The 21,641-nt window shown below is 67.4% G+C and carries 26 protein-coding genes; 15 read left to right on the plus strand and 11 right to left on the minus strand.

The window, feature by feature from the left end; all coding sequences use genetic code 11:
- Positions 1-195: 195 nt before the first annotated feature.
- From RKE40_RS16595 to RKE40_RS16605, 3 genes are all read right to left on the minus strand, one after another.
- Positions 196-696, minus strand: a complete 501-nt coding sequence (locus tag RKE40_RS16595) for a hypothetical protein (RefSeq protein WP_316019338.1) — start codon at positions 694-696, stop codon at positions 196-198.
- 107 nt (positions 697-803) lie between these two features.
- Positions 804-1,430, minus strand: coding sequence for a hypothetical protein (locus RKE40_RS16600; RefSeq protein ID WP_316019339.1), 627 nt, complete (start codon positions 1,428-1,430; stop codon positions 804-806).
- A 91-nt stretch (positions 1,431-1,521) separates the two neighbouring features.
- The gene (locus RKE40_RS16605) at positions 1,522-1,986 is read right to left on the minus strand and encodes a hypothetical protein (protein WP_316019340.1); all 465 of its coding nucleotides are present in this window, start codon (positions 1,984-1,986) and stop codon (positions 1,522-1,524) included.
- A 195-nt stretch (positions 1,987-2,181) separates the two neighbouring features.
- Here RKE40_RS16605 and RKE40_RS16610 point away from each other — a divergent pair, with 195 nt between their 5' ends.
- Positions 2,182-3,477, plus strand: a complete 1,296-nt coding sequence (locus RKE40_RS16610) for a DUF3422 family protein (protein WP_316019341.1) — start codon at positions 2,182-2,184, stop codon at positions 3,475-3,477.
- A 46-nt stretch (positions 3,478-3,523) separates the two neighbouring features.
- Here RKE40_RS16610 and RKE40_RS16615 read toward each other — a convergent pair whose 3' ends face one another.
- Positions 3,524-4,081: a L,D-transpeptidase gene (locus RKE40_RS16615; RefSeq protein WP_316019342.1), complete on the minus strand. Its 558-nt coding sequence runs from the start codon at positions 4,079-4,081 to the stop codon at positions 3,524-3,526.
- A 170-nt stretch (positions 4,082-4,251) separates the two neighbouring features.
- Between RKE40_RS16615 and RKE40_RS16620 the strand changes: the two genes are divergently transcribed.
- Together RKE40_RS16620 and RKE40_RS16625 are read left to right on the plus strand one after the other, a co-directional pair.
- Positions 4,252-4,887, plus strand: a complete 636-nt coding sequence (locus RKE40_RS16620) for a class I SAM-dependent methyltransferase (RefSeq protein ID WP_316019343.1) — start codon at positions 4,252-4,254, stop codon at positions 4,885-4,887.
- A gap of 150 nt (positions 4,888-5,037) precedes the next feature.
- On the plus strand, positions 5,038-5,643 hold the full coding sequence (locus tag RKE40_RS16625; protein ID WP_316019344.1) for a glutathione S-transferase family protein: 606 nt from the start codon (positions 5,038-5,040) through the stop codon (positions 5,641-5,643).
- 14 nt (positions 5,644-5,657) lie between these two features.
- Here RKE40_RS16625 and RKE40_RS16630 read toward each other — a convergent pair whose 3' ends face one another.
- Positions 5,658-6,596, minus strand: a complete 939-nt coding sequence (locus tag RKE40_RS16630; RefSeq protein WP_316019345.1) for a pentapeptide repeat-containing protein — start codon at positions 6,594-6,596, stop codon at positions 5,658-5,660.
- A 282-nt stretch (positions 6,597-6,878) separates the two neighbouring features.
- Between RKE40_RS16630 and RKE40_RS16635 the strand changes: the two genes are divergently transcribed.
- The 5 genes from RKE40_RS16635 to rnk all read left to right on the plus strand — a co-directional run bounded on the left by RKE40_RS16635 (position 6,879) and on the right by rnk (position 10,629).
- Complete coding sequence (locus tag RKE40_RS16635) at positions 6,879-7,247, plus strand: DMT family transporter (RefSeq protein ID WP_316019346.1); 369 nt, start codon at positions 6,879-6,881, stop codon at positions 7,245-7,247.
- Between the two features lie 8 nt (positions 7,248-7,255).
- Entirely contained in the window at positions 7,256-7,381 is a 126-nt protein-coding gene (locus RKE40_RS16640; protein ID WP_316019347.1) for a hypothetical protein, read from the plus strand.
- A gap of 37 nt (positions 7,382-7,418) precedes the next feature.
- Entirely contained in the window at positions 7,419-8,423 is a 1,005-nt protein-coding gene (locus RKE40_RS16645; protein WP_316019348.1) for an NAD-dependent epimerase/dehydratase family protein, read from the plus strand.
- Positions 8,420-9,874, plus strand: coding sequence for an aspartate aminotransferase family protein (locus tag RKE40_RS16650; RefSeq protein ID WP_316019349.1), 1,455 nt, complete (start codon positions 8,420-8,422; stop codon positions 9,872-9,874). The genes RKE40_RS16645 and RKE40_RS16650 overlap by 4 nt, the downstream gene beginning before the upstream one ends.
- A 332-nt stretch (positions 9,875-10,206) precedes the next feature.
- Positions 10,207-10,629, plus strand: coding sequence for a nucleoside diphosphate kinase regulator (rnk, locus tag RKE40_RS16655; protein WP_316019350.1), 423 nt, complete (start codon positions 10,207-10,209; stop codon positions 10,627-10,629).
- A gap of 104 nt (positions 10,630-10,733) precedes the next feature.
- On the opposite strand, the gene RKE40_RS16660 is transcribed toward rnk, so the two are convergent.
- The 3 genes from RKE40_RS16660 to RKE40_RS16670 are packed head-to-tail and all read right to left on the minus strand — an operon-like array spanning position 10,734 to position 14,186.
- Positions 10,734-12,026, minus strand: coding sequence for an FAD-binding oxidoreductase (locus RKE40_RS16660; protein ID WP_316019351.1), 1,293 nt, complete (start codon positions 12,024-12,026; stop codon positions 10,734-10,736).
- Between the two features lie 17 nt (positions 12,027-12,043).
- On the minus strand, positions 12,044-13,207 hold the full coding sequence (locus RKE40_RS16665; RefSeq protein WP_316019352.1) for a UbiA family prenyltransferase: 1,164 nt from the start codon (positions 13,205-13,207) through the stop codon (positions 12,044-12,046).
- Positions 13,131-14,186 carry an MBL fold metallo-hydrolase gene (locus RKE40_RS16670; protein ID WP_316019353.1) on the minus strand — a complete coding sequence of 352 codons (1,056 nt, stop codon included), beginning with the start codon at positions 14,184-14,186 and terminating at the stop codon, positions 13,131-13,133. Before RKE40_RS16670 ends, RKE40_RS16665 begins: the two co-directional genes overlap by 77 nt.
- A 298-nt stretch (positions 14,187-14,484) precedes the next feature.
- On the opposite strand from RKE40_RS16670, the gene RKE40_RS16675 reads away from it, so the two are divergent.
- Complete coding sequence (locus RKE40_RS16675) at positions 14,485-15,408, plus strand: tyrosine recombinase XerC (RefSeq protein ID WP_316019354.1); 924 nt, start codon at positions 14,485-14,487, stop codon at positions 15,406-15,408.
- 85 nt (positions 15,409-15,493) lie between these two features.
- Complete coding sequence (locus RKE40_RS16680; RefSeq protein WP_316019355.1) at positions 15,494-16,075, plus strand: DUF4337 family protein; 582 nt, start codon at positions 15,494-15,496, stop codon at positions 16,073-16,075.
- A 176-nt stretch (positions 16,076-16,251) separates the two neighbouring features.
- Here RKE40_RS16680 and RKE40_RS16685 read toward each other — a convergent pair whose 3' ends face one another.
- On the minus strand, positions 16,252-17,052 hold the full coding sequence (locus RKE40_RS16685) for an SDR family NAD(P)-dependent oxidoreductase (protein WP_316019356.1): 801 nt from the start codon (positions 17,050-17,052) through the stop codon (positions 16,252-16,254).
- A gap of 199 nt (positions 17,053-17,251) precedes the next feature.
- Here RKE40_RS16685 and RKE40_RS16690 point away from each other — a divergent pair, with 199 nt between their 5' ends.
- From RKE40_RS16690 to RKE40_RS16710, 5 genes are read left to right on the plus strand one after another with little or no spacing between them, the layout of a single operon-like run.
- Complete coding sequence (locus tag RKE40_RS16690; RefSeq protein WP_316019403.1) at positions 17,252-17,578, plus strand: ArsR/SmtB family transcription factor; 327 nt, start codon at positions 17,252-17,254, stop codon at positions 17,576-17,578.
- Positions 17,575-18,006, plus strand: coding sequence for an SRPBCC family protein (locus RKE40_RS16695; protein WP_316019357.1), 432 nt, complete (start codon positions 17,575-17,577; stop codon positions 18,004-18,006). The genes RKE40_RS16690 and RKE40_RS16695 overlap by 4 nt, the downstream gene beginning before the upstream one ends.
- 34 nt (positions 18,007-18,040) lie before the next feature.
- On the plus strand, positions 18,041-18,262 hold the full coding sequence (locus RKE40_RS16700; RefSeq protein ID WP_316019358.1) for a hypothetical protein: 222 nt from the start codon (positions 18,041-18,043) through the stop codon (positions 18,260-18,262).
- A 10-nt stretch (positions 18,263-18,272) separates the two neighbouring features.
- The gene (locus RKE40_RS16705) at positions 18,273-18,749 is read left to right on the plus strand and encodes a DUF1801 domain-containing protein (protein WP_390893406.1); all 477 of its coding nucleotides are present in this window, start codon (positions 18,273-18,275) and stop codon (positions 18,747-18,749) included.
- Between the two features lie 23 nt (positions 18,750-18,772).
- Positions 18,773-19,192, plus strand: a complete 420-nt coding sequence (locus RKE40_RS16710) for a DUF1801 domain-containing protein (RefSeq protein WP_316019359.1) — start codon at positions 18,773-18,775, stop codon at positions 19,190-19,192.
- A 151-nt stretch (positions 19,193-19,343) separates the two neighbouring features.
- Here RKE40_RS16710 and RKE40_RS16715 read toward each other — a convergent pair whose 3' ends face one another.
- Both RKE40_RS16715 and RKE40_RS16720 read right to left on the minus strand, forming a co-directional pair.
- Positions 19,344-20,735 carry an amidase gene (locus RKE40_RS16715; protein WP_316019360.1) on the minus strand — a complete coding sequence of 464 codons (1,392 nt, stop codon included), beginning with the start codon at positions 20,733-20,735 and terminating at the stop codon, positions 19,344-19,346.
- A 28-nt stretch (positions 20,736-20,763) separates the two neighbouring features.
- On the minus strand, positions 20,764-21,627 hold the full coding sequence (locus tag RKE40_RS16720; protein ID WP_316019361.1) for an ABC transporter permease: 864 nt from the start codon (positions 21,625-21,627) through the stop codon (positions 20,764-20,766).
- Between the last annotated feature and the right edge of the window lie 14 nt (positions 21,628-21,641).

The following is a 21,641-nucleotide window of genomic DNA, read 5'->3' on the forward strand; positions in this document are numbered from 1 at the left end:
ACGAAGAGCCAGATCAGGATGATGATCGGGATCGGAATCCCAAGCAGCCACAATGCGATCGAGCGCATGATTTGCCCCCTTGATTGCCATCGGTGATGATGGCGGGACAACGTCGCAGGCCCCCGGAAGGTTCCCGGCCCGTCAGGAACCGCGGGCCGCGCCGAAGCTGCGTTGCACGCGAGTGCGGCCTGGCGCCTATTTGAAGGCGAGACTGTCGATCAGCTTCTTCATCGCCGCGTCGTGCTCCTTGTGGCCGTCGAGCGAAGCCCAATAGGTCATCATGATGATCTTGCCGCTCGGCACGTTCGGGTTGATCGCGATGTAGCGGATGATCGAGTCGCCATCCTTGCTCTTGGCCTTGAGCTCGGTGAAGGACCAGGCCTTGCCGTTGACCTCCTGCTTCATCGTCTCGGAGGCGCCGGTGATGGTGACGCCCTCCTTGTCGAAATAGCCGTTGTGCTCCTTCTGGACCGTGTCGATCTCGCCCGGCGCGACCAGCTCGAACCAGAGATAGATTTCGTCGTCCGGCGTCTTGATCTCGACCCCGCGGGCGATCTTGCTGCTCGTCCAGGCATCGGGAATGGTCACGACCGCCACCGGATCGGCATCGGTGATCGAGAGCGCCCCGGCCATGGCCGGCTCCCCGCCGAAGCCGGCGAGCAGGAATGCGAGCGCCCAAACGGTCTTGCGCAACATGGATATCTCCTCCCCCGGATCGACCGAGCACGCGCCTTCGCTGTCGGCGGTCCACGGGCGCGACGTTGCGGCAACGGAGGCGAATGACAAGGGAGGGAGGCGGCGTTTCAGGCCAGTTTGGCGGCGCTCGGGTGCCAGAGAGGTTGATAGCCGTTCACAAGCGCCGCCAGCGACGCAGGCGGCGTCAGGACGGCGACCGGCCCAGCCGGCCACGGCCGCGCCGCGAGATAACCTGCCGGCGACCAGAGCAGCGCCTTGGAGCCGCGCAAGGCGAGGAACTCGCCCTCGGCCGAGACGAGCATCGCCCCGTCCGGAAGCCCCTCGGCCGGCAATTCGTGCAGACGCTTCTTCCGGCCGTCGCGCCTTTCGCTGTCGAGCCGCTCGTCGATCTCGGGAAAGAGCGGCGTTTCCTTCAAGCCGAGCCCGGCGACCAGGGCGTCGCGATAGGCGAGCGCATCCTTGCGCCGGCACTCCATGCAGGGCCGGTGCCCGGCCGCCAGAGCAGTGACCTCGTCGCAGAAGAACAGCTCGGTGTAGTAGCGGCCCCAGACGTCGCGCTGCCGGCCCTTGAAGGAAAGCACGCAGCAAATCCACTGCTTCGTCGCGAAAAGCCGCTTCGGCAGCGCCTGCGTTGCCTGATCGTGGAACTTGCCGCCGCGATTGCCGAACAGCGTGCCGCGCGCCGGATCGGCGAACAGCGAACCATCGGGGCGGATGCGGTTTGGCAGGGGCACGGGCGCTCCTGATGGATGAGCGGGCGAAGGTGATGCCTGCGAACCTATTCCGGTCGCCGCCGGATCGCGTCAGCAGCAGCGCGGCCGCCGCCTAGCGCCGCCCGCGCCTGACGCCCGAAATCTCGATCGTCAGGTTCTTCTCCAGCGTCGGGCAGCAGCGCGCATCGTTGGGGCCGAGCGTCGTCACGGTCACGTCGATCGCGCCCGGCCTGATCGCGACATTGCGCGGTCCCTCGCCGAACACGCCCTCCGCCTTGCGGAAGAAGCGAAAACCGTCCGGCCCGCCGGTGAACAGCAGCACGTCGAGACTCGTGCTGTTGCCGCCGGTCTCCGCATAGATGAAGGCGACCGCGTCGCGCCGGCCGTCGCCGTTGAAATCGCCGTAGAACACCGGTCCTTCGACGACCCTGGCGGCCTTGCGGCCGAGATGGCGCTCGATGTCGCGCTTGGCCGGACCGTCGGCGACCTCGGCGCTGGCGATGCCCCCAAAGCCGGCACCGATCAGCAGCGCCGTCGCGGCGGCGGCAAGGACCATGAGCGCGCGAAAAGTGCGCATGCCCGAAGGTCGGATTCGCGAGGTCATGGCGGACATCCCCAGCTGGCTGCGGGACGATACCGCGCGGCCATTTCCCATGCCAGCCCGGCCGGGCATGCGACGCCATGGCGATCTTTTCGTCCCCGGGGCTTTGCGGCAAGCTCGACCACGGAAGCGGAGTTCGGCCGCAGAGCCGCCGCGGCGGGGGCACATCGCATGGATCGCACCGACGCAAGGCCGGCCCCGACGCTGAGCGCGCACCCTTCCCGTGCTGCGATCCTCGCCGAGATCCATGCCCGCCCCTTCGCGCCGCTGGAGACGCCTCGGCGCCTGCTACACTTCGCCTTCATGACCGATCAGGCCCAGGCGAATGCCGATCGCGAGGCACTCGCCCGCTTCTGCGAGGGGCGCGGCGTCGCAGGGCCTGCCGACGGCGCCAAGCATCACCGCGCCCGGCTCGGCGAGATCGGCCTGCGCTGGGAGCAGCACAGCGAGTTCACCACCTATAGCTGGGAGCTGCCGGGCAATGGCAGCACGCCCTTCGCGCCGGGCAGCAACGCGCTGCCGCATCAGATGCTGGAGCTGCCGCAGCCGGGGCCGCATCTCGTCGCCGTCGACCTGCATCTCCTGCCGCAACGAGCGGCTCCGCCGCTCGAAGAGATCTTCGACCCGGCGAGCCTCGCCGCCTCGCTCGTCGATGGCGAGGCCGCGCTCGCCGCGACCGATTTCCGGCCCTGCCCGGACGGGTTCGTGCGCATCCTCGTGCTCGACCGGGCGCTGACGCCCTCGCGTGCCGGTGCATTGGCGCAGCGCCTGCTCGAAATCGAGACCTATCGCGTGCTGGCCCTGCTCGGCCTGCCCGAGGCGCAGCGCCTCGCCCCTTCCGTGCGCGCGACGGAGGAGGCGCTGGTGCGCATCGCCGGCACGATGACGCAGACCGACGGGCTCGCGGCCGACAATGCCCTGCTAGACGAGATGACGGCGCTCGCCGCGCCGATGGAGTCGGAGGCCGCCTCCTCGAACTACCGCTTCGGCGCCAGCCGCGCCTATGACAACATCGTCCACCAGCGCCTGGCGGCGATCGACGAGGTCGCCTATGGCGGCTGGCCGACCATCGCCGCCTTCCTGTCCCGGCGCATGGCGCCGGCGATGCGCACCTGCCAGATGCTGCAGGAGCGCCAGGCCGACCTGTCGCGCAAGCTCGCCCGCGCCGCCAACCTGCTGCGCACCCGCGTCGACGTCGCGCTCGAGCAGCAGAACCGCGACCTGTTGGCGGCGATGAACGAGCGCGCCCGCATGCAGCTGCGCCTGCAGCAGACGGTCGAGGGGCTCTCCGTCGCCGCCATCGGCTATTACGTCGTCAGCCTGTTCGGCTACCTCGCCAAGGGCGCCAAGGATGCCGGCTATCTGCCGGTCGATGTCGGCATCGCCACCGCGCTCTTCGTCCCCTTCGCTCTGCTCGGGGTCTGGACCATGGTCCGCCGCATCAGGCGCGGCCATAGCGACGGCTAGCGCATTTCCTTCATGCGAACCGGTACCCGCTTCGCTCGAAGATGCTCTAGCGCTGTACGATGACCTTGGTCCCCGGCCTGACGCGATCATAGAGGTCCATCACGTCGCGATTGGTCATCCGGATGCAGCCCGAGGAGACCGCAGCTCCGATCGTATCAGGCTCGTTCGAGCCGTGGATCCGATAGAGGCTCGATCCCAGATAGATCGCCCGCGCACCGAGCGGGTTCTCCATCCCGCCCGCCATGTAGCGCGGCAGGTCGGGCCGGCGCTTCAGCATCGCCGCGGGCGGACGCCAGTCCGGCCATTCGCGCTTGCGCGAAACGGTCTTCGTGCCCGACCAGCTGAAACCCTGCCGGCCGACGCCGACGCCATAGCGGATCGCCTGCCCCCGGCCGAGCACGTAGTAGAGCCGCCGCTGGCTGGTCGAGACCACGACCGTGCCGGGCGCCTGCTTGCCGTTCCAGGGGACGACCTGGCGCAGCACCGGCTGCTCGCTGAAGATGTTGAGGAAGTCCGCGAGCCCGCGGCTGATCGGGTTGGAATAGGCCGACGCAGGCGTAGCGAAAGCGAGAGCGGCGGCAGTCAAGACAATGGCGCGCAGCATGATCATCCCTGCAACGCCCCCCGCCGCGATTTAACCGGACTTGGGAAAGCCGGGTCAACCCTGGCTCCCTCCAAACGCCGACGGCAGCGTGCGACGACAGGATAGCGCCGCCGGAAACCATGAGCCTTTAGCGGCAGCTGTGCTAAGCCCGCATCGCGAGGGAGAGACGCATGAGCACGGCGAGCGATGCCCGCTTCTGGGACCGATCTTCAAGACGCTATGCGAGGTCGCGCATTTCGGATCAGGCCGGCTATGAGCGCACGCTGGAGCAGGTTCGCGCCCTGTTGAAGCCCGGCGACACGGTGCTGGAACTCGGTTGCGGAACCGGAACGACGGCGCTGCGACTGGCCGACGGTGTCGGATCCTACCTCGCGACGGACATATCCTCCGGGATGATCGCGATCGCCGAAGAGAAGCGCACGGCCGGCCCGGTTCCCGGTCTCGCCTTCCGCGCAGCGACGGCGGAGGCCGTTGCATCCGAGGGCGCTCGCTTCGATGCCGTCCTTGCCTTCAATTACCTCCATCTGGTCCGCGACCTCGGCGGCACGCTGCGCAGCATCCATGCGCTGCTCGCGCCGGGCGGGCTGTTCGTCTCCAAAACTCCCAGCCTCGGCGACATGAACCCGCTGATCCGACTTGTCCTGCCCCTCATGCAGATGATCGGAAAGGCGCCCTACGCCGGTATCTTCAGCGCACAGGACCTGAGCGCTCGCATCGCGGCCGCAGGCTTCGAAGTGCTGAGCGTGGAACGCCATGCGAGCAAGGGGAAGGACAGCCGCCCCTTCATCGTGGCGCGCAGGAAATAGCCCCGGCAGCCGACAGTGAAGGGAGCCCCCGCCCGCTCGCGTTTCGGCTCCGACGCTTTGGCGGGGCGGGGTCGATCCTGACAACTACTGACACATGGCAATCCTATCAGCGCGTCCACGGCTTGAGGAAACGCCAAAAAGGACATCGCCATGCTGACCTTCTATCATTCGCCGCAGTCGCGCTCCTTCTCCATCCTCTGGCTGCTCGAGGAACTCGGCCAGCCCTATGAGATGAAACTGGTCGACATTCGCGCGAAGGATGGCGCGCCGGAAAGCTACCGCAGCATCCAGCCGCACAAGAAGGTGCCGGCGATCGTCCATGACGGCACGGTCGTCACCGAGCGCGCCGCGATCTGCCTCTATCTCGCCGAGCGGTTTCCCGAGGCCGGGCTCGCCCCCGCGATCGGCGATGCCGACCGCGCCGCCTTCCTGACCGCGCTGGTCTACACCGACGCGGTGCTCGACCCGATCATCGCCGCCAAGGTGCACAACTTCGCCTATGAGGCGCGCGGCTTCTCCTTCGGCTCGCACGCCGACACCGTCGCCAATCTCGAGAAGCGGCTGACCGCCCACCCCTATGCCGCCGGCGAGCGTTTCACAGCCGCCGACACCCAGCTCGGCAGCGGCATCCATTTCGGCATGAACATCATCGGCGCCCTGCCGCGCCTGCCCGTCTTCGAGGCCTATATGGAGCGGATGCTGGCACGGCCCGCCTTGCAGCAGACCATCGCCAAGGACGATGCGCTGCCGGTCTGACCGGCAGCGCCTGCTCAGCCTGAAAAGGCGGCGCGCAGCCTTTCGAGGACCGCGGCCTGCGTCGCCACCGGGGTCTGGGGCACTGACACAGCGATGCCGTCGAAATGCCGGCGGCCGAGGAAGCGGGTGCGGTCGAACACCGCCTCGCCGCGGAACTGCACCCCGCTGAACCAGGCCGCCTGGCAGAAGCGCGTATCTGCGAAGGTCGCGCTCTGCTCGAAGATCGCGTTCTCGAAGCCGGCATTGTCGGCGAAGTCGACTTCGGCGAAATCCGCCGGACCGCGATAGCGGCAATCGCCCAGCCCCGCCTCCCAGCCGAACCGCGCGCCGCGGAAGCGCACCGGCCCCTCGAAGAAAGAGCTGCGGAACCAGACGCTGCCGGAGAACTCGGCCTCGACGAAGCCGAGCGTTCCGGCGCAGGAGAGTTCGCGAAACTCCGCGCTGCGCTTGAAATGCACCCCGCCGAAATCGGCCCCCGCCGCGAACCGCGCACGCTCGAAGAAGGCATCGCGCCCGAAAGTCGCGTCGCGGAAATCGACGGGCCCGGAGAACCTGGCATCGGTGAACCAGGCATCGCTGGCAAAGGCGGAGCCGGCGAAGCGTGCCGCACCCGGGAAGTGGAAGCCGGCGACGTCGAATTCACCGTCGAAGGTCTCGTCGACCAGCTCGACACCGGCGAGCAGCTGCCAGAGCCGGGCCAGGGCCGGATCGTCGCCCGCCTTGCGACGCAGGCTCGTCATGGTCGCCGCCCAGGCGTTCCAGGCCGCGCCCCCGGCTCCAAGGCGGCGCAAGGTCGCCTCGCGCCGCGCCGCGTGGATCGCGCGAAGCTCGTCCGAGCCGTGCTGCGGCGGACCCTCGGCCGAGGTGAGCGCGGCCTCGTGCGGCCACGCCCAGGGGCTGGCCTGCAGGAGCTCGGAGCGAGTACGGGACGCGAGCCGGAGCAGGTCGGCCATGGCGGGTTGAAAATCCAGGTTAAGGAATGATTAACCTTAGAGCAGCGGGGCTCCGGGATCAATCGGCTGCACATTCCCGCCACAATTTCGCGTGCCCGTTCCGCATTGCCTCGGCTGGAAGCCGAGGCAATGCGGCATGGCTGAAGGGAAGCCGCGGTCTTTCCGCGGTCGGCGCAGTACACTTTTAAGGTTACGGGCCGATAAGGTCCCGTAGCGTAAGGCATTCGAAGTATTTTCCGCGCCATTCAAGGCCGCATCAGCCACGCGGAAAATCCAGCGCCGATGAATGCCTACCTGCCTTTGATCCTGTTCACGGTGCTGACCAATGCTGCCGCGCAACTGATGCTGAAGCGCGGCATGACCGGCGTCGGGCATCTCGATGTCGGCGGCGATGGACTGATCGCGACCGTCTTTCGCGTCGTCTTCAACCCTTTCGTCTTCGCAGGCCTGTGCACCTTCGTGGTCAGCATGGCCTCGCATCTGATCGTGCTGTCGAAGGTGCAGATCAGCTACGCCTACCCGTTCCTGAGCCTCGCCTACGTCGTGGTCGCGGTCTACGCCTATTTCGTCTTCCAGGAGGATCTGAGCCCGGCCCGCATCGCCGGCATCGGCTTCATCGTCCTGGGCACGGTCTTCATCGCACAGAGCTGAGGAAAGCCATGGACCTGATCGCCCGTTTCATTCTGCGCCTCGGCACCTTCCTCGTCCCGCCGGCGGAGCCCACGCTGAAGCCGATCCCGGTTCCCGCACGCACCCGCCCCCGCCTGCCCGACGCGCCGCGTTGATGCAGCTCCCGCCCTTCGAAACAGCGGCCCACCAGTCATGAAACACATCATCATCGGCGGCGACGGCTTCGTCGGCTCGCATCTGGCGGCCGACCTCGCCGCCATGGGCGAGAACGTCCTCGTCTGCGACATCCACAAGAGCGGTCACGCCCATTACGACCGGGTGCCGTTCCAGAAGATCGACGTCACCGATGCCGGGAGCGTCGAGAGCATCGCGCTGACGCCGGACGACCTCGTCTACAACCTCTCGGCCAAGATGCTGTCGCCGATCGTGACCCGCAAGGAGCGCCACGATTTCTTCTGGCCGGTGAACTATCACGGCACCGAGAACATCCTGAAATGGATGGAGAAGAACGGCGCGCGCAAGCTCGTCCACTTCACCACCGACATGATCTACGGCCACGCCGTGACCGTGCCGCAGGACGAGACCCATCCGGCTAACCCGCTCGGCGAATATGGCGAGAGCAAGCTCGCCACCGAGAAGCTGGCCCAGGGCTATCGCGACAGGGGCTTCCAGATTCCGATCTTCCGGCCGCGCCTGATCATCGGGCCGGGGCGGCTCGGCATCCTGGTCAAGCTCTTCCGCCTGATCGACCTCAACCTGCCGGTGCCGATGATCGGCGCAGGAAGCAACCCCTACCAGTTCATCTCGGTGTTCGACTGCGCCAGCGCCTGCATCGCCGCCTGGAAGGCGGATTTCCCGAACAGCGCCTATAATCTCGGCTCAGACGACCCGCCACCTGTGAAGAAGCTGCTCGGCGACCTGATCAAACATGCCGGCTCGAAGTCGATCCTGCTGCCGACCCCGGCGCCGCTGGTCAAGCTCGCACTCGACACGCTGGACGCGGTCAACCTGCCGATCATGGACCCCGAGCAGTACAAGATCGCCAACGAGGTCTGCATCCTCGACACCAGCAAGGCCAAGCGCGAGCTCGGCTGGACGCCGAAGCACCGCGACGAGGACATGCTGCTCGCCGCCTACACCGAATATCGCAAAGCCAGGACCGCAGGGAACAAGGCGCAGAGGAGCCTCGCAGCATGAGCATGCCCGCTTACCGGAACGAGGACACCGTGGCCGCCACCGACCCCGCCCGCCCGAAGCTGATCAGCGTCGAAGGCGCCAAGCAGCTCGACACCCAGCAGGTGAAGGACCTCTTCACCGCCCATATCAACCCCGGCCAGGTGCATTTCCTGAAGCTGCTCGGCTTCGACAAGATCCTCGTCGATCGCGCCGAGGGCATGCACTACATCACCAAGGACGGCCGCAAGATCCTCGATTTCTTCGGCGGCTTCTGCTCGGTCGCCTTCGGCCACAACCACCCGCGCATCATCGCGGCGCGGCAGAAGTTCCAGGACGAGAACCGCCATGAGATCTGCATGGCGTTCATGTCGCAATACGCTTCGGCTCTCGCCCACAACCTCGCCCAGATCGCGCCCGGCGACCTCGACATGGTCTTCCTCGGCTCGACCGGCTCGGAGGCGATGGAGGCGGCGCTGAAGGTCGCCGAGCAGGCGCAGGGACCCGCCAAGTCCAAGATCCTGCACGCCGCCAACTCCTTCCACGGCAAGACCAAGGGCGTGCTCTCGGTTACCGACTCCAACCTCTACCAGTCGCAGTTCAAGCTGGTCGAGAACCGGGTCAAGGTGCCCTTCGGCGACATCGAGGCGGTGCGCCAGGCGCTGGAGAGCGACCCCGCCATCGGCATCGTCGTGATGGAGACGATCCAGGGCGGCGGCGGCATCGTCGAGGCGCCCGAGGGATTCTGGCGCGAGCTGCGCGCGCTCTGCGACAAGCATGGCGTGCTCTGGGTCGCCGACGAGGTGCAGTGCGGGCTCGGCCGGACCGGCCAGTTCTTCGCCTTCGAGCGCGACGGCGTCGTGCCCGACGTGACGGCCCTCGCCAAGGCGCTCGGCGGCTCCAAGGCGGCGATGGGTGCGATGATCGCCCGCCGCGAGCTCTACATGAAGGCCTATGGCAAGCCGAAGACCGCTTTGATCCACGCACAGGCTACCTTCGGCGGCATGGGCGAGGCCTGCATCAGCGCGATTGAGGGGCTGAACGTGCTCTATGAGGAAGACCTCATGGGCAACGCCAAGCGCCAGGGCGACTATCTGATCGCGAGGCTGAACCAGCTGCGCGCCAAGCATCCGAGCCTGCTCAAGGAGATCCGCGGCCGCGGGCTGATGATCGGCGTCGAGTTCCAGGACATCAGCGAGACCATGCCCTTTGGGCTGAAGCACATGGTGGCGCTGCTCGACGACAAGCTGAAGGGCTCGCTCTGCGGCTTCATCGGCGCGCTCTTGCTGAAGGACTACGACGTGCTCGTCGCCTTCACCGAGTACAACCGCAACGTCATCCGGCTCGAGCCGCCGCTGATCGTCACCCGCGAGCAGTGCGACGAGTTCGTCAACGCGCTCGACGACCTGCTCTCGCGCGGCATCACCCGGATCGTCACCGACTATCTGCGCAAGGTCGCGGTCAGCAAGGGCTGAGCCGCCACCACATCAACCTGCTTGCGAAGGGGCCGGCTCACGCCGGCCCCTTTCGTTTTGCCCGTGCACCCGCGCCGGAGCTCGCCCGGCGAGGCTTGACAGAAACAAGGAAGGGACCAAATTTAGGTACATGACCGCTCTGCGCCGCACTGTTTTCCGGATCCACCCGATCGCGGACCTTTAGCCCCGGACTCGGCCCAACGCGCCCCGAGTTCAGGGGGGCCGTCGACGCTGTCCGCAGCACGATCCAGCAGGCGCAACCTCCCAGTCTTTCGTCTTCCGAAGCAGCGCCGTCGCGCCTGCACGCGTCACCACAGGATACCCGCGTCATCATGACCCAGAAGCCTCCCCGCAAGCCCAAGATCGTCGTCACGGAAAGCGATCTCGAACGCCTGACCGGGCTCGCCACTGCCGCGCTGGAGCGCATTCCCGAAGTTGCGGAGGAGCTGCTCAACGAGATGGACCGCGCCAAGGTCGTCAGCCCCAAGCAGATGCCGGCCGATGTCGTGCGCATGGGCTCGATCGTCGAGTTCGACTCCGACAGCGCCCAGCACCGCCGCGTCCAGCTCGTCTTCCCCGGCGAGGCCGATATCGAGCAGGGCAAGATCTCGATCCTGACGCCGATCGGCACGGCGCTGATCGGGCTCACCGCCGGCCAGTCGATCGCCTGGACCGCCCGCGACGGCAAGAAGCACACGCTGACGGTCAAGACCGTCGAGCAGCCCTCGCCTTCGCTGGAAAAGGCCTCGGCCTGAGCGCCAGAGCGCTTCCGCGTTTCGTTGAATCGCGGAGGCGCTCAGCTCCTTGCCTTATCGCATTTTCTTCAGGCGAACCGGTGCCCGCTTCGCTCGAAAATGCTTCAGCCGGCCATGACCCGCCGCCAGAAGTCGGAGGAGAAGGCAGGATCGATATGGCGGGAAAAGTCCCGCCAGTGCGGGAAGGACGCCGCGAAAGTGGCCGGCGACATGCGTGCATCCTTGTAAGGGTTGACGCGCCCGCCGGCCGAGATCGCGATGCGGTCGAGCTCGTCGAGCAGCTTCAGCGTGCGCTCGCCGCGATGCGGGAAGTCGAGCGTCAACGTCGCACCGGGGATCGGGAACGACATCATCCCCGGCGACGGCACATCGCCGAACAATTTCAGTACCGTCAGGAAGGAACTCTCGCCGGCCGCCAGCGTCCGGCGCAGCATCTCCTCGACGGCCGGGCGCGCATCGGCCATCGGCACGGCGCATTGGAACTGGCGCAGACCCTTCGGCCCATAGGCGCGGTTCCAGTTGTTCACCCGGTCGAGCGGGTAGAAGAACGGCCGATAGGGAATGCGCCGAGGCTCGGCCGTCTTCGGCTGGGCTCCCCGGTAGAGCGCGTTGAAGGCGCTCAGCGTCAGCCGGTTGATCAGCGAGACCGGCGGCGTCAGCGGGAAAGGCAATGCCCTTGCGGCCTTGGCCGGCGGCGCCGACGAGGCCGGGGCGTGATTGGCCCGGAAGAACACGCCGCGTCCAAAGTTCCGGCCGCCGGCGAGTGAGTCGATCCAGGCGACGGTGTAGTCATGCGTCGCATCCGACTCCGCCGCGATCTCGAAGAAGCGCTCCAGCCCCTCGAAGCGGACCGCCTCCTGCAGCATCTCGCCGGATTCGATCTTCATCATTTGCAGCGTCACCTGCGTGACGAGGCCGGTCAGCCCCATCCCGCCGATGGTCGCGGCAAACAGCGCGGCATTCTCGGCAGGCGAGCAGCTCAGGCGCGTCCCGTCCGAGCGGGCGAGTTCGAAGGCAAGGACATGGCGGCCGAAGGTGCCGGCGCGGTGATGGTTCTTACCATGGACATCGTTGGCGAGCGCCCCGCCGATGGTCACGAAGCAGGTGCCCGGCGTCACCGGCGGAAACCAGCCGAGCGGAACGGCGCGCGCCAGCACCTCGTCGAGCAGGACACCGGCCTCGCAGACCATCACGCCGCTCGTGGCATCGAAGGAGAGGATGCGCCCGAGCCGGCGCGCCGCGATCAGCCCGCCGCCATCATTCAGGCAGGAATCGCCATAGGAGCGGCCATTGCCATAGGCGAGCACCGGCGCATCCTGCGCAGCCGGAGCGGCGAGCCAGTCGGCCGGCTCGAGCAGGACGCTGCCCTGCGATCTCAGCCCACCCCAGGAACGCACGTCGGCAGCCCGCTCATTCACGGAAGGACCGAGGCGGAAACCATGATGACGACGACGACGGCGCCCATCAGCTGGCTGCGCCAGTCGCGGATCATGAACACCAGCGGATCGTCCGGCATCTGGCCGCGACGCGCCAGGAACCAGATCCGCGCCATCTGGTAGAGTACGATCGGGCAGACCAGCCAGATCAGTTGCGGATAGCGGTAAAGCTCCTTGACCGCGGCGCTGTCGACATAGAGCGCCATGATCAGCGCGCAGGTGCAGCCCGAGGCCATGCCGAGCTGCGAGAGCGCCTCGATATCCTCGGCATGATAGCCGCGCCCGGCCTTCTTCAGCCCGGACTGGTCCTGGGTGATGCGCAGTTCCGCATAGCGCTTCACCAAAGCGAGGCTGAGGAACAGGAACATGGAGAAGGCGAGCAGCCAGGATGAGAGCGGGATATCCGCCGCGGCATTGCCGGCGAGGATGCGCAGCGTGTGCAGCGCGGCGAGGCCGAGCACGTCGACGAGCAGCTTGCGCTTGAGGAAGAAGAGATAGGCCAGCGCCAGGACGAGATAGGCGCCGAGCGCAGCGAGATAGAGGTCCGGGCGCGGCAGGAACCAGGCAAGCCCGAAGGCGACGATCATCAGGCCCGGCACCATGGCATAGGCCTGCGCCTTGGTGATCTCGCCGGCGGCCAGCGGCCGCTTGCACTTGGTCGGGTGGCGCCGGTCGGCCTCGACATCGACGATGTCGTTCAGAAGGTAGATCGACGAGGCCAGCAGCGAGAACGAGAGGAAGGCGATCGCGCCATAGGCGAAGGCGTGAGGGTCGAAAACGTCGTGATTGAGCAGGATCGGGACGAAGACGAGTCCGTTCTTGAGCCAGTGATGCGGTCGCATCGCCCGGATGATCGCCGGAATCGCCATGGCTCTGTCTTTTCCCGTCGTTTTCGCGGCATTCCGCGCCTCCGACGGTCCAACAGCGTCAGTACCCACCGAAATCACGCCTCCATTGGCGTGCATTGATGGCGGGAGAATCCTAATTCCGCGTAGTGACCAACCGTCAGCGGCCAGACTTTGGCCATCATGCTTAACGGTTTGCGCGAAATGCCGGGCAGGCGGCTCAGCGCCCGGGTTCGACCCGCATGATGCCGGCCTTCGGCTCCGCCCAGCGCAGTTCGCCCAGCCGCAGCATCGCATTCACATGCGCGAAGACCTCGCTGAAGGCGAAGCTGAGCTGATGCGGATCGAGCGGGCGAGTGAACATCACCGGCACCAGTTCGGCGACCGAATGCGGCCCCTTGGCGACCGCCTCGGCGATCAGCCGGCAGCGCTCGCCATGATGCTCGGCGAGTTCGGCGCAGCGCGCCTGCAGGCCGCGGAATGGCAATTGATGCCCCGGCAGGACCAGCGTCTCCGGCGGGATCGCCGCGGCGATGCTGCGCAGCGAACGCAGATAGAGCCCGAGCGGATCGCCCTCCGGATCGACCGCCCAGACGCTGATGTTCGGGGTGATCTTGGCCAGCACCTGGTCGGCGGCGAGAAAGATGCCGGCCTCGGCGCAATGGAACATCAATTGCTCCGGCGCATGGCCGTCGCCCGCAAGCACGGAAAAGTCGCGCCCGCCGATCCTCAGCACGTCGCCGGCGACGACCCGCGTGAAGGTCGGCGGCAGCGGCGTCACCATGCGCAGATAGCCATGGCCGAGCGTCGAGACGACTTCGGTGACCTCAACTGACAGGCCGTGGCGCTGATAGAAATCGCGATAGACCGGCGCCTCCGAGGCCCCCGGGCTGAGCGAGATGTTGAGGCAGCCGAGATAGCTGGTCTGACTGGTCAGAAGCGGCGTGCCGAACTGCTCATGGAGCCAGCCGGCAAGGCCGATATGGTCGGGATGGTAATGCGTCACGAAGAGCCGCGTCAGCCGGCGCCCGGCGAGCGGGCCGGAGGTCAAGGCGAGCCAGGCGGCCTTGGTCGCCGCATCGCCGATGCCGGTGTCGATCACCGCCCAGCCATCGCCGTCCTCGATCAGGTAGATGTTGACGTGGTCGAGCCGGAAAGGCAGCGCGATGCGGGCCCAGAGCACGCCGGGCGCGACCTCGATCACCTGCCCCGGAGCCGGCGGTTCGGGAAAGGGAAAGCTCAGGCCGTGGCTGTCGATCGCGTTCAAAATGGTCACCCCTGAACAATCTCCGCTCTGGCTCATAGCAGCGGTCGCAGGCCGCGGGAATGCCGGCAAACACGATGGCGGCCATCGCTCCCGGTTATGAGGACGACCGCAAGGTCCGAGCGGCACTGACGCACAGCGCTTGTTAAGGCTCCGCCGGCATCATCGAGCGGAGTGACAGGTCGGGTTTTGTCGTCCCGGACAAGCCGCGCAGCGGCGCCGATCCGGGAGCCATGCCTGAACCGTTCCGGCATGGATCCCGGGTCTCCCTTCGGTCACCCGGGATGACAGCGAAATGTGAACAGAGGCGATGAGCGATTTCGACACCCTGCAACGCGACTGGCTCGCCCATCTCGGGCATGAGCGCCGGCTTTCGCCGAAGACGCTCGAGGCCTATGGCCGCGATCTCAACCAGTTCCGCGCCTTCCTGACCGAGCATCTCGGCGCGCCGCCCAATCTCAAGGCCGTCGCGGCGCTGAAGCCCGCCGACCTGCGCGCTTTTCTCGGCCAGCGCCGCCGCGACGGTGCCGGCAACCGCACCCTGATGCGCCAGCTCGCCGCCCTGCGTTCGCTTGCCCGCTTCGGCGAGCGCGACGGGAGGCTCACCGCCGCCGCCTTCGCCGCGACACGCGGCCCGCGCCTCGGCAAGGGCCTGCCGCGCCCGCTCGATGCCAGGGCCGCCGCCGCCGTGACCAAGGCGGATTCCCGCGCCGGCGAGGACCGGCCCGACTGGGTTCTGGCGCGCGACTCCGCCGTGCTCTCGCTGCTCTATGGCAGCGGCCTGCGCATTTCCGAGGCGCTCGGCCTGAAGCGCGCCCAGGCCCCGGCGAGCACCGGCGATGCCCTCACCGTGCTCGGCAAGGGCGGCAAGACCAGGATGGTGCCGGTGCTGCCGGTCGTGGTCGAGGCGATCGCCGCCTATCTCGCGCAATGCCCCTGGCGGCTCGAGCCGGACGGGCCGCTCTTCGTCGGCGTCAAGGGCGGTTCGCTCTCGCCGCGCATCATCCAGCTCGCGGTCGAGGGCTTGCGCGGCTCGCTCGGACTGCCCGGCAGCGCGACGCCGCATGCGCTGCGCCACTCCTTCGCCACGCACCTGCTCGGCCGCGGCGGCGATCTGCGCGCCATCCAGGAGCTGCTCGGCCACGCCTCGCTGTCGACGACGCAGGTCTACACCCGCATCGATTCCAGCCGGCTGCTCGCCGCCTATGACGCCGCCCATCCCCGGGCCCGTTGATAACGCCTGCCCTTACGGAAATCCCGCTTGCTTCCGGCCTGCAACCGGATGATCTGCGCTGCGCGATCCCGAGGGAATCAGGTCCATGTCTGCAACAGCACAAGACGTCACCGAAGAAGGCGCGACCGGGAGCAAGGTCAACAAGCGCATCGCCCTGCTGATCGCCATCCTCGCGCTGATGCTGGCCTTCGCCGAGATCGGCGGCAAGAATGCCGAGCAGGATGCGCTCGCCAGGAACATCGAGGCCTCGAACCTCTGGTCCTTCTTCCAGGCCAAGACCATTCGCGGTACCACCTTGCGCACCGCCGCCGAGGCGATGGAGGTCGAGCTCGCCGGAGCCGATGATCCGGCCACCCGCGAGCGGCTGCAGAAACGCATCGACGGCTGGAAGGCGACGATCGCCCGCTATGATACCGAACCGGAGACCCAGGAAGGCCGCAAGGAGCTGATCGCCCGGGCCAAGGCGGCGGAAGCGCGCCGCGACATCTCCAGCGCCCGCGACGACAAATACGACATCGTCTCCGGCCTGCTGCAGATCGCTATCGTGATCGCCTCGGCCGCGATCATCACCGGCGTCGGCGTGCTGGCCTGGACCGGTGGCGGCCTCGGCCTGCTCGGCTTCGCGCTGATGGTGCTGGCCGAGCTCGCGCCGACCGCGCTGTTCTGATTATGTGAGGCGTCCCGGCTTCCTCAGCCCTCATCCTGAGGAGCAGCCAAAGGCTGCGTCTCGAAGGATGCTTCAGGAGGCTCCAGAGGCAGCTGGAGCATCCTTCGAGACGCGCTCCGACGAGCGCTCCTCAGGATGAGGACTGTGGGAACTCATCCGGCGCGTGACCGCGCCGCTCAGTAATGGATCGCTCCCTTCGCGCCGCCGCCGGCGGCGATGGCGTCGCCATTGATCGCGACGCTGCGCGGCGAGGCCAGGAAGGCGACGAGATCGGCGATCTCCGCCGCGTCGACCAGGCGGCCGATCGAGACATTGGCGACCGCACGGCGCTCCATCTCGGCCGGGTCGACGCCGGCATCGGCGGCGCGCTTCGCGAACATATCGGCCGTCTTCTCGGTACGCGTCACGCCGGGATGCACGACGGTGACGTTGATACCTTTCGGCCCGAGCTCGTCGGCGAGGTTCTTGGTCAGGGCCGAGACGGCGACGTTGCGGATCGAGCCGATGGCTGAGCCCGCCATCCGCGCATTGAGGCCGCTGATATTGATGATCCTGCCCCAGCCATTGGCGGCCATGATCGGCGCCGCCTCGCGGGCCGTGCGCAGATAGCCCATCACCTTGACGTTGACGTCGTCCCAGAACAGCGCGTCGGTGATCTCGGCGAGCTTGGGCGGCGCCGCCTGGCTCGCCGGCCGCGCCGCGGCATTGACCAGGATGTCGAGCCCGCCGAGCGCGGCGACCGTGCCGGCGACGAGCGCCCTCACCGAGGCATCGAGCTGCGTGTCGACGGCGAGCCCGACGACCTTGCGCCCACTCTCCCGAGCCAGCTCGGCCGCGGCGGCGTCGAGCTCAGCCTGGTTGCGCGCGGCGATGACGACGTCGACGCCCTCCAGCGCCAGTTGCCGTGCGATCGCACGGCCGATCCCCTTGCTGCCCCCGGTGACGAGAGCGCGCTTGCCGCTCAGCTTCAGATCCATGGTGACGTTCCCCAAAGGCGGATCGCAGCTCAGCGCCGGCATCGCCGCCGCCCCTGCGTATTCCGGCGCATCCTGCTGGACCGTCGCGATGCGGTCCAGCGCCTGCGACGCGCCTCCGCCCTGCACACCGAACGCGGGCGCTTGACCAATTCATATCTCGATTGTTATGAATAAATCCATAGCCGATGAGTTATCGATCATGACGCCAGTTGCTCACGATATGCTGTTCAGGACGCTCGCCGACCCCACCCGGCGGGCGATCTTCGAACGCCTGTGCCGCGACGGGGAGCAGACCGTCGGCGCTCTGACGGTTCAGGCCGGGATCTCGCAGCCGGCCGTCTCCAAGCATCTTGGCGTGCTCAAGCAGGCCGGGCTGGTGCGCGACCGCCATCAGGGCCGCCAGACCCATTACAGCCCCCAGCTCGGAGCCCTCAGCCCCCTGATCGACTGGGCCAGCCAGATGGCCGGTTTCTGGGAGGCGCGCTTCGACGACCTGGAAAATTTGCTCGACAGGATGGACCAGTGAGCACCACCGCCCCGCAGACACGCTCGGTGATCGTCGAGCGCGAGATCGCCCATCCGCCGGAAAAGCTCTGGCGCGCCCTGACGCAGCCGCACCTGATCGCGGAATGGCTGATGCGAAACGACTTCGTGCCGAACCTCGGCCACCGCTTCAAGCTGCATGGCGACTGGGGCGGCGTGCTCGATTGCGAAGTGCTCGCCATCGAGCCGAATCGGACGTTGTCCTACACATGGGACTTCGCCCATGACGACCCCGCCTTCGACATGAAGAGCGTGGTGACCTTTACCCTCACCCCAACCCCCAAGGGCACGCTGCTGCGCATGGAGCAGGCCGGTTTCCGGCCCGAGCAGAAGCAGGCCTTCGGCGGCGCCCGGGCCGGCTGGCAGGAATTCTTCGGCAAGCTGGAAGAGCTGCTGGCGCGGGCCGAGTGAGCACGCCCGCTCTCATGATCGTAAGGATGCAATCATGACCTTGAATGGCATCATCCGGCAGGGCCATCGCTGGCTGTCGATCATCTTCACCGCGACAGTCATCGCCAGTTTCCTCGCCATGGCGTTGGGCGAGCCGCCGGTCTGGATCGTCTATTCCCCTTTGCTGCCGCTTTTCCTGCTGATGTTCTCCGGCCTCTACATGTTCGTGCTGCCCTATGCCGCCCGCCGGAGCAGCGGGCGACGGATCGGCAGCTAGGAGCCGGACCATGGTCGAAATGCCCAAGGCAACGCCGAAAGCGGCAAAGAAGGCGGCGCCGAGGCCGAAGGCCGGCGCGAGCGGGCAGCCCGTGCTACTCTCGGGCGGCAATCCGCAGATCCCCAAGGGCTATGGCGAGGCGCCGATCCAGGCCTACATCGCCGCCATGCCGGGCTGGAAGAGCCCTCTCGGCACTCGCCTCGACGCGCTGATCAGCGCCGCCGTCCCCGGCGTCAGGAAGGCGGTGAAGTGGAATTCGCCGCTCTACGGGCTCGAGGACGATTATTGGTTCCTCGGCCTGCACTGCTTCACGAGCTATGTGAAGGTGTCCTTCTTCCGCGGCGCCTCGCTCGACCCGCTGCCGCCCGGCCCGTCCAAGCAGAAGGCGGTGCGTTATCTCGACATCCACGAGGACGATGCCTTCGACGAGGCGCAGTTCACCGCCTGGGTGCAGCAGGCCGCCGCCCTGCCGGGCGAGAAGATGTGAAGCGCGACGAGGAGATCGGCCCGATGAAGCAGGCAGAGGACAAGCCCGGCGAGGCAGCCGAAACCTCCGCCTCCGCGCTGATCGATGCCAGGATCGCGGAACTGACCGACTGGCGCGGCACGGCACTCGCAAAAGTCCGCGCCATCATCCGGCAGGCCGCCCCCGACGTGGTCGAGACCTGGAAATGGCGCGGCGTCCCGGTCTGGGAGCATGCCGGCATCCTCTGCACCGGCGAGACCTATAAGAGCGCAGTGAAACTGACCTTCGCCAAGGGCGCCTCGCTCCCCGATCCCACAGGCCTGTTCAATTCCAGCCTCGACGGCAACACCCGCCGCGCCATCGACATCCATGAGGGCGATGCGATCGACGAGGCAGCGCTGGCTGCGCTGATCCGCGCAGCCGCGGCGCTGAACACGGCCGGGAAGAAAGCGAAGAAGGCCTGAGGCACGCGTCCCCGCAGCCCTCATCCTGAGGAGCAGCCAAAAGGCTGCGTCTCGAAGGATGCTCCAGCCCGCGCCGGAACCGCCTGAAGCATCCTTCGAGACGCGCTCCTGCGGAGCGCTCCTCAGGATGAGGGCTGGGTTCCGGCTTCGCTCAATGGGATGGAGCCCGCGGCCATTCCGGCCCCTGTCCGCGCAGCTGCTCCCAGGCCCGCGCCATCTGCAGCACGCCGAGATCGTCGAAGCGCTTTCCGGTGATCTGCAGGCCGATCGGCAGGCCTGATGCTGTCATGCCGGCATGCACCGAGACCGAAGGCTGGTCCGACATGTTGGCGGCGACGGTGAAGACGATATGCTCGAAGGGCCGCTCGGGATCATGGATCGGCGACGCCAGCTCGGCGGCAAAGCTCGGCACCGGCGAGACCGGCGAAAGCACGTAGTCGAAGGGCGCGGCGGCCTTCAACGCCGCATGGCGGATCGCCAGCATCTGGCTCATGCCGCGATGCACCTGCGCGCCGGTGAGCGAACGGCCACGCTCGGCCCAGGCGTAGATATAGGGCAACACCTTGTCCTGCCTCTCCTTCGGCAGTGCCCCGATCTCGGCCCAGGCGCGCTGGCGCCAGAAATCGTCGAGCCCGTCGAGCATGTCCTGCGTCAGGAACGGCGGCGCGATCTCGACGATCGCTCCCGCCCGGCGAAACGCCTCGGCCGCCCGAACGATCGCCGCCCTCACCTCCGGATCGACCGGCAGGCCGATGCCCGCCTCCAGCTGGAGCCCGACCTTTAGCCCGCGCGGCTCTCGCTCGAGGTCGAGCCAGGCGATCTCCTGCGGCGGCAAGCTCATCGGGTCGCGCTCATCCGGCTTGGAGAGTTCGCGCATCATCAGCGCGGCGTCGGCGACGGTGCGCGTCATCGGCCCGGCGACGCGGCCGTAATAGGTCGGGTCGATCGGCACGCGGCCGAAGCTCGGCTTCAGCCCGACGAGCCCGCACCAGCCGGCCGGCAGGCGGATCGAGCCGCCAATGTCGGTGCCGACATGCAGGGGCCCGTAGCCAGCGGCCCCCGCTGCGCCCGCTCCGGCCGAGGAACCGCCCGGATTCTTCGACAGGTCGAACGGGTTGCGGGCGAGTTCGTGGAAGCTCGACAGGCCCGAGGAGAGCATGCCGTAGTCCGGCATGGTGGTCTTGCCGAGAATGACGCAGCCCGCCTCGCGCAGGCGCTGGGCCGGCGGCGCGTCGGCTGCGGCGGGGGCAAGCTCCATCGCCGCCGTGCCGAGCGGCACCGCCGTGCCCTTCGTCGCGATGTTCTCCTTGATCGTGCAGGGCACGCCGTCGAGCGCCAGTGCCTCGCCCCGGCGCCAGCGCGCCTCGCTCGCCTTCGCGGCAGAGCGCGCGCCGTCGGGATCATAGGCGTAGAGCGCCTTCAGCGACGGCTCCCATTGCGCGATCCGCGCGATCACCGCCTCGGTGACCTCGACCGGCGAGAGCTCGCGCGAGCGGAAGGCTTTCAGCATGTCGACGGCACTGAGTTCGGCGAACTCGATCATGGGAAAGCCTCCGCAAGCATGTCCGAACTTAATCCCGCGAGCGCCGCGTGCGCGGGTCGACCGCGTCGCGCAGGCCGTCGCCGAGCAAATTGAAGGCCAGCACCGAAAGCGCGATCGCCATGCCCGGGAAGATAGCGAGCCAGGGCTGCGCCGCCATGAAGGTCTGCGCCTCGTTGAGCATGCGCCCCCAGGACGGGTTCGGCGGCTGCGTGCCGAGCCCGAGATAGGACAGGCCGGCCTCGGCGAGAATGGCGAGCGCGAACTGGATCGTCGCCTGCACCACCAGCACCCCCGCAATGTTCGGCAGGATGTGCAGCCGGGTGATGGTGATCTCCCTCAGCCCGGCAGCGCGTGCCGCCAGCACATAGTCCAACGCCCAGCATTGCAGCGCCGCTCCCCGCGCCAGCCGGGCGAAGTAAGGCAGGCTGTAGATCGCGATGGCGATCACCGCGTTCATCATGCCCGGCCCCCAGACGGCACTGATCATGATCGCCGAGAGCACGGCCGGGAAGGCATGGCTGAAATCGGCCATGCGCATGATCAGATTGTCGAGCAGCCCGTCGCGTCGCATCGCCGCGAGCAGGCCGAGCGCACTGCCGACGGTCAGGCCGAGCCCCACTGCACCAAGCCCCACCGCCAGCGAATTGCGCGCGCCGACCATGATCATCGAGAAGATGTCGCGGCCGAACTGGTCGGTGCCGAACCAGTGCTCGGCCGAAGGCGGCCGCAGACGCTTGAGGATCGCCATCTGCTTGGGATCATAGGGCGTCCAGACGTAAGAAATCAGCGCCGCGGCGACGACGAGCCCGGCGAGGGCGAGACCAACAAGGAAGGATGGGCTGGCCCACCAGCGCCGCGGACGCCCCGCAACAACGAGCGGCGGCGGCCTCATGTCGCACGGCTCCT

This window comes from Allobosea rubneri, assembly GCF_032464875.1.
Classification (GTDB): domain Bacteria; phylum Pseudomonadota; class Alphaproteobacteria; order Rhizobiales; family Beijerinckiaceae; genus Allobosea; species Allobosea rubneri.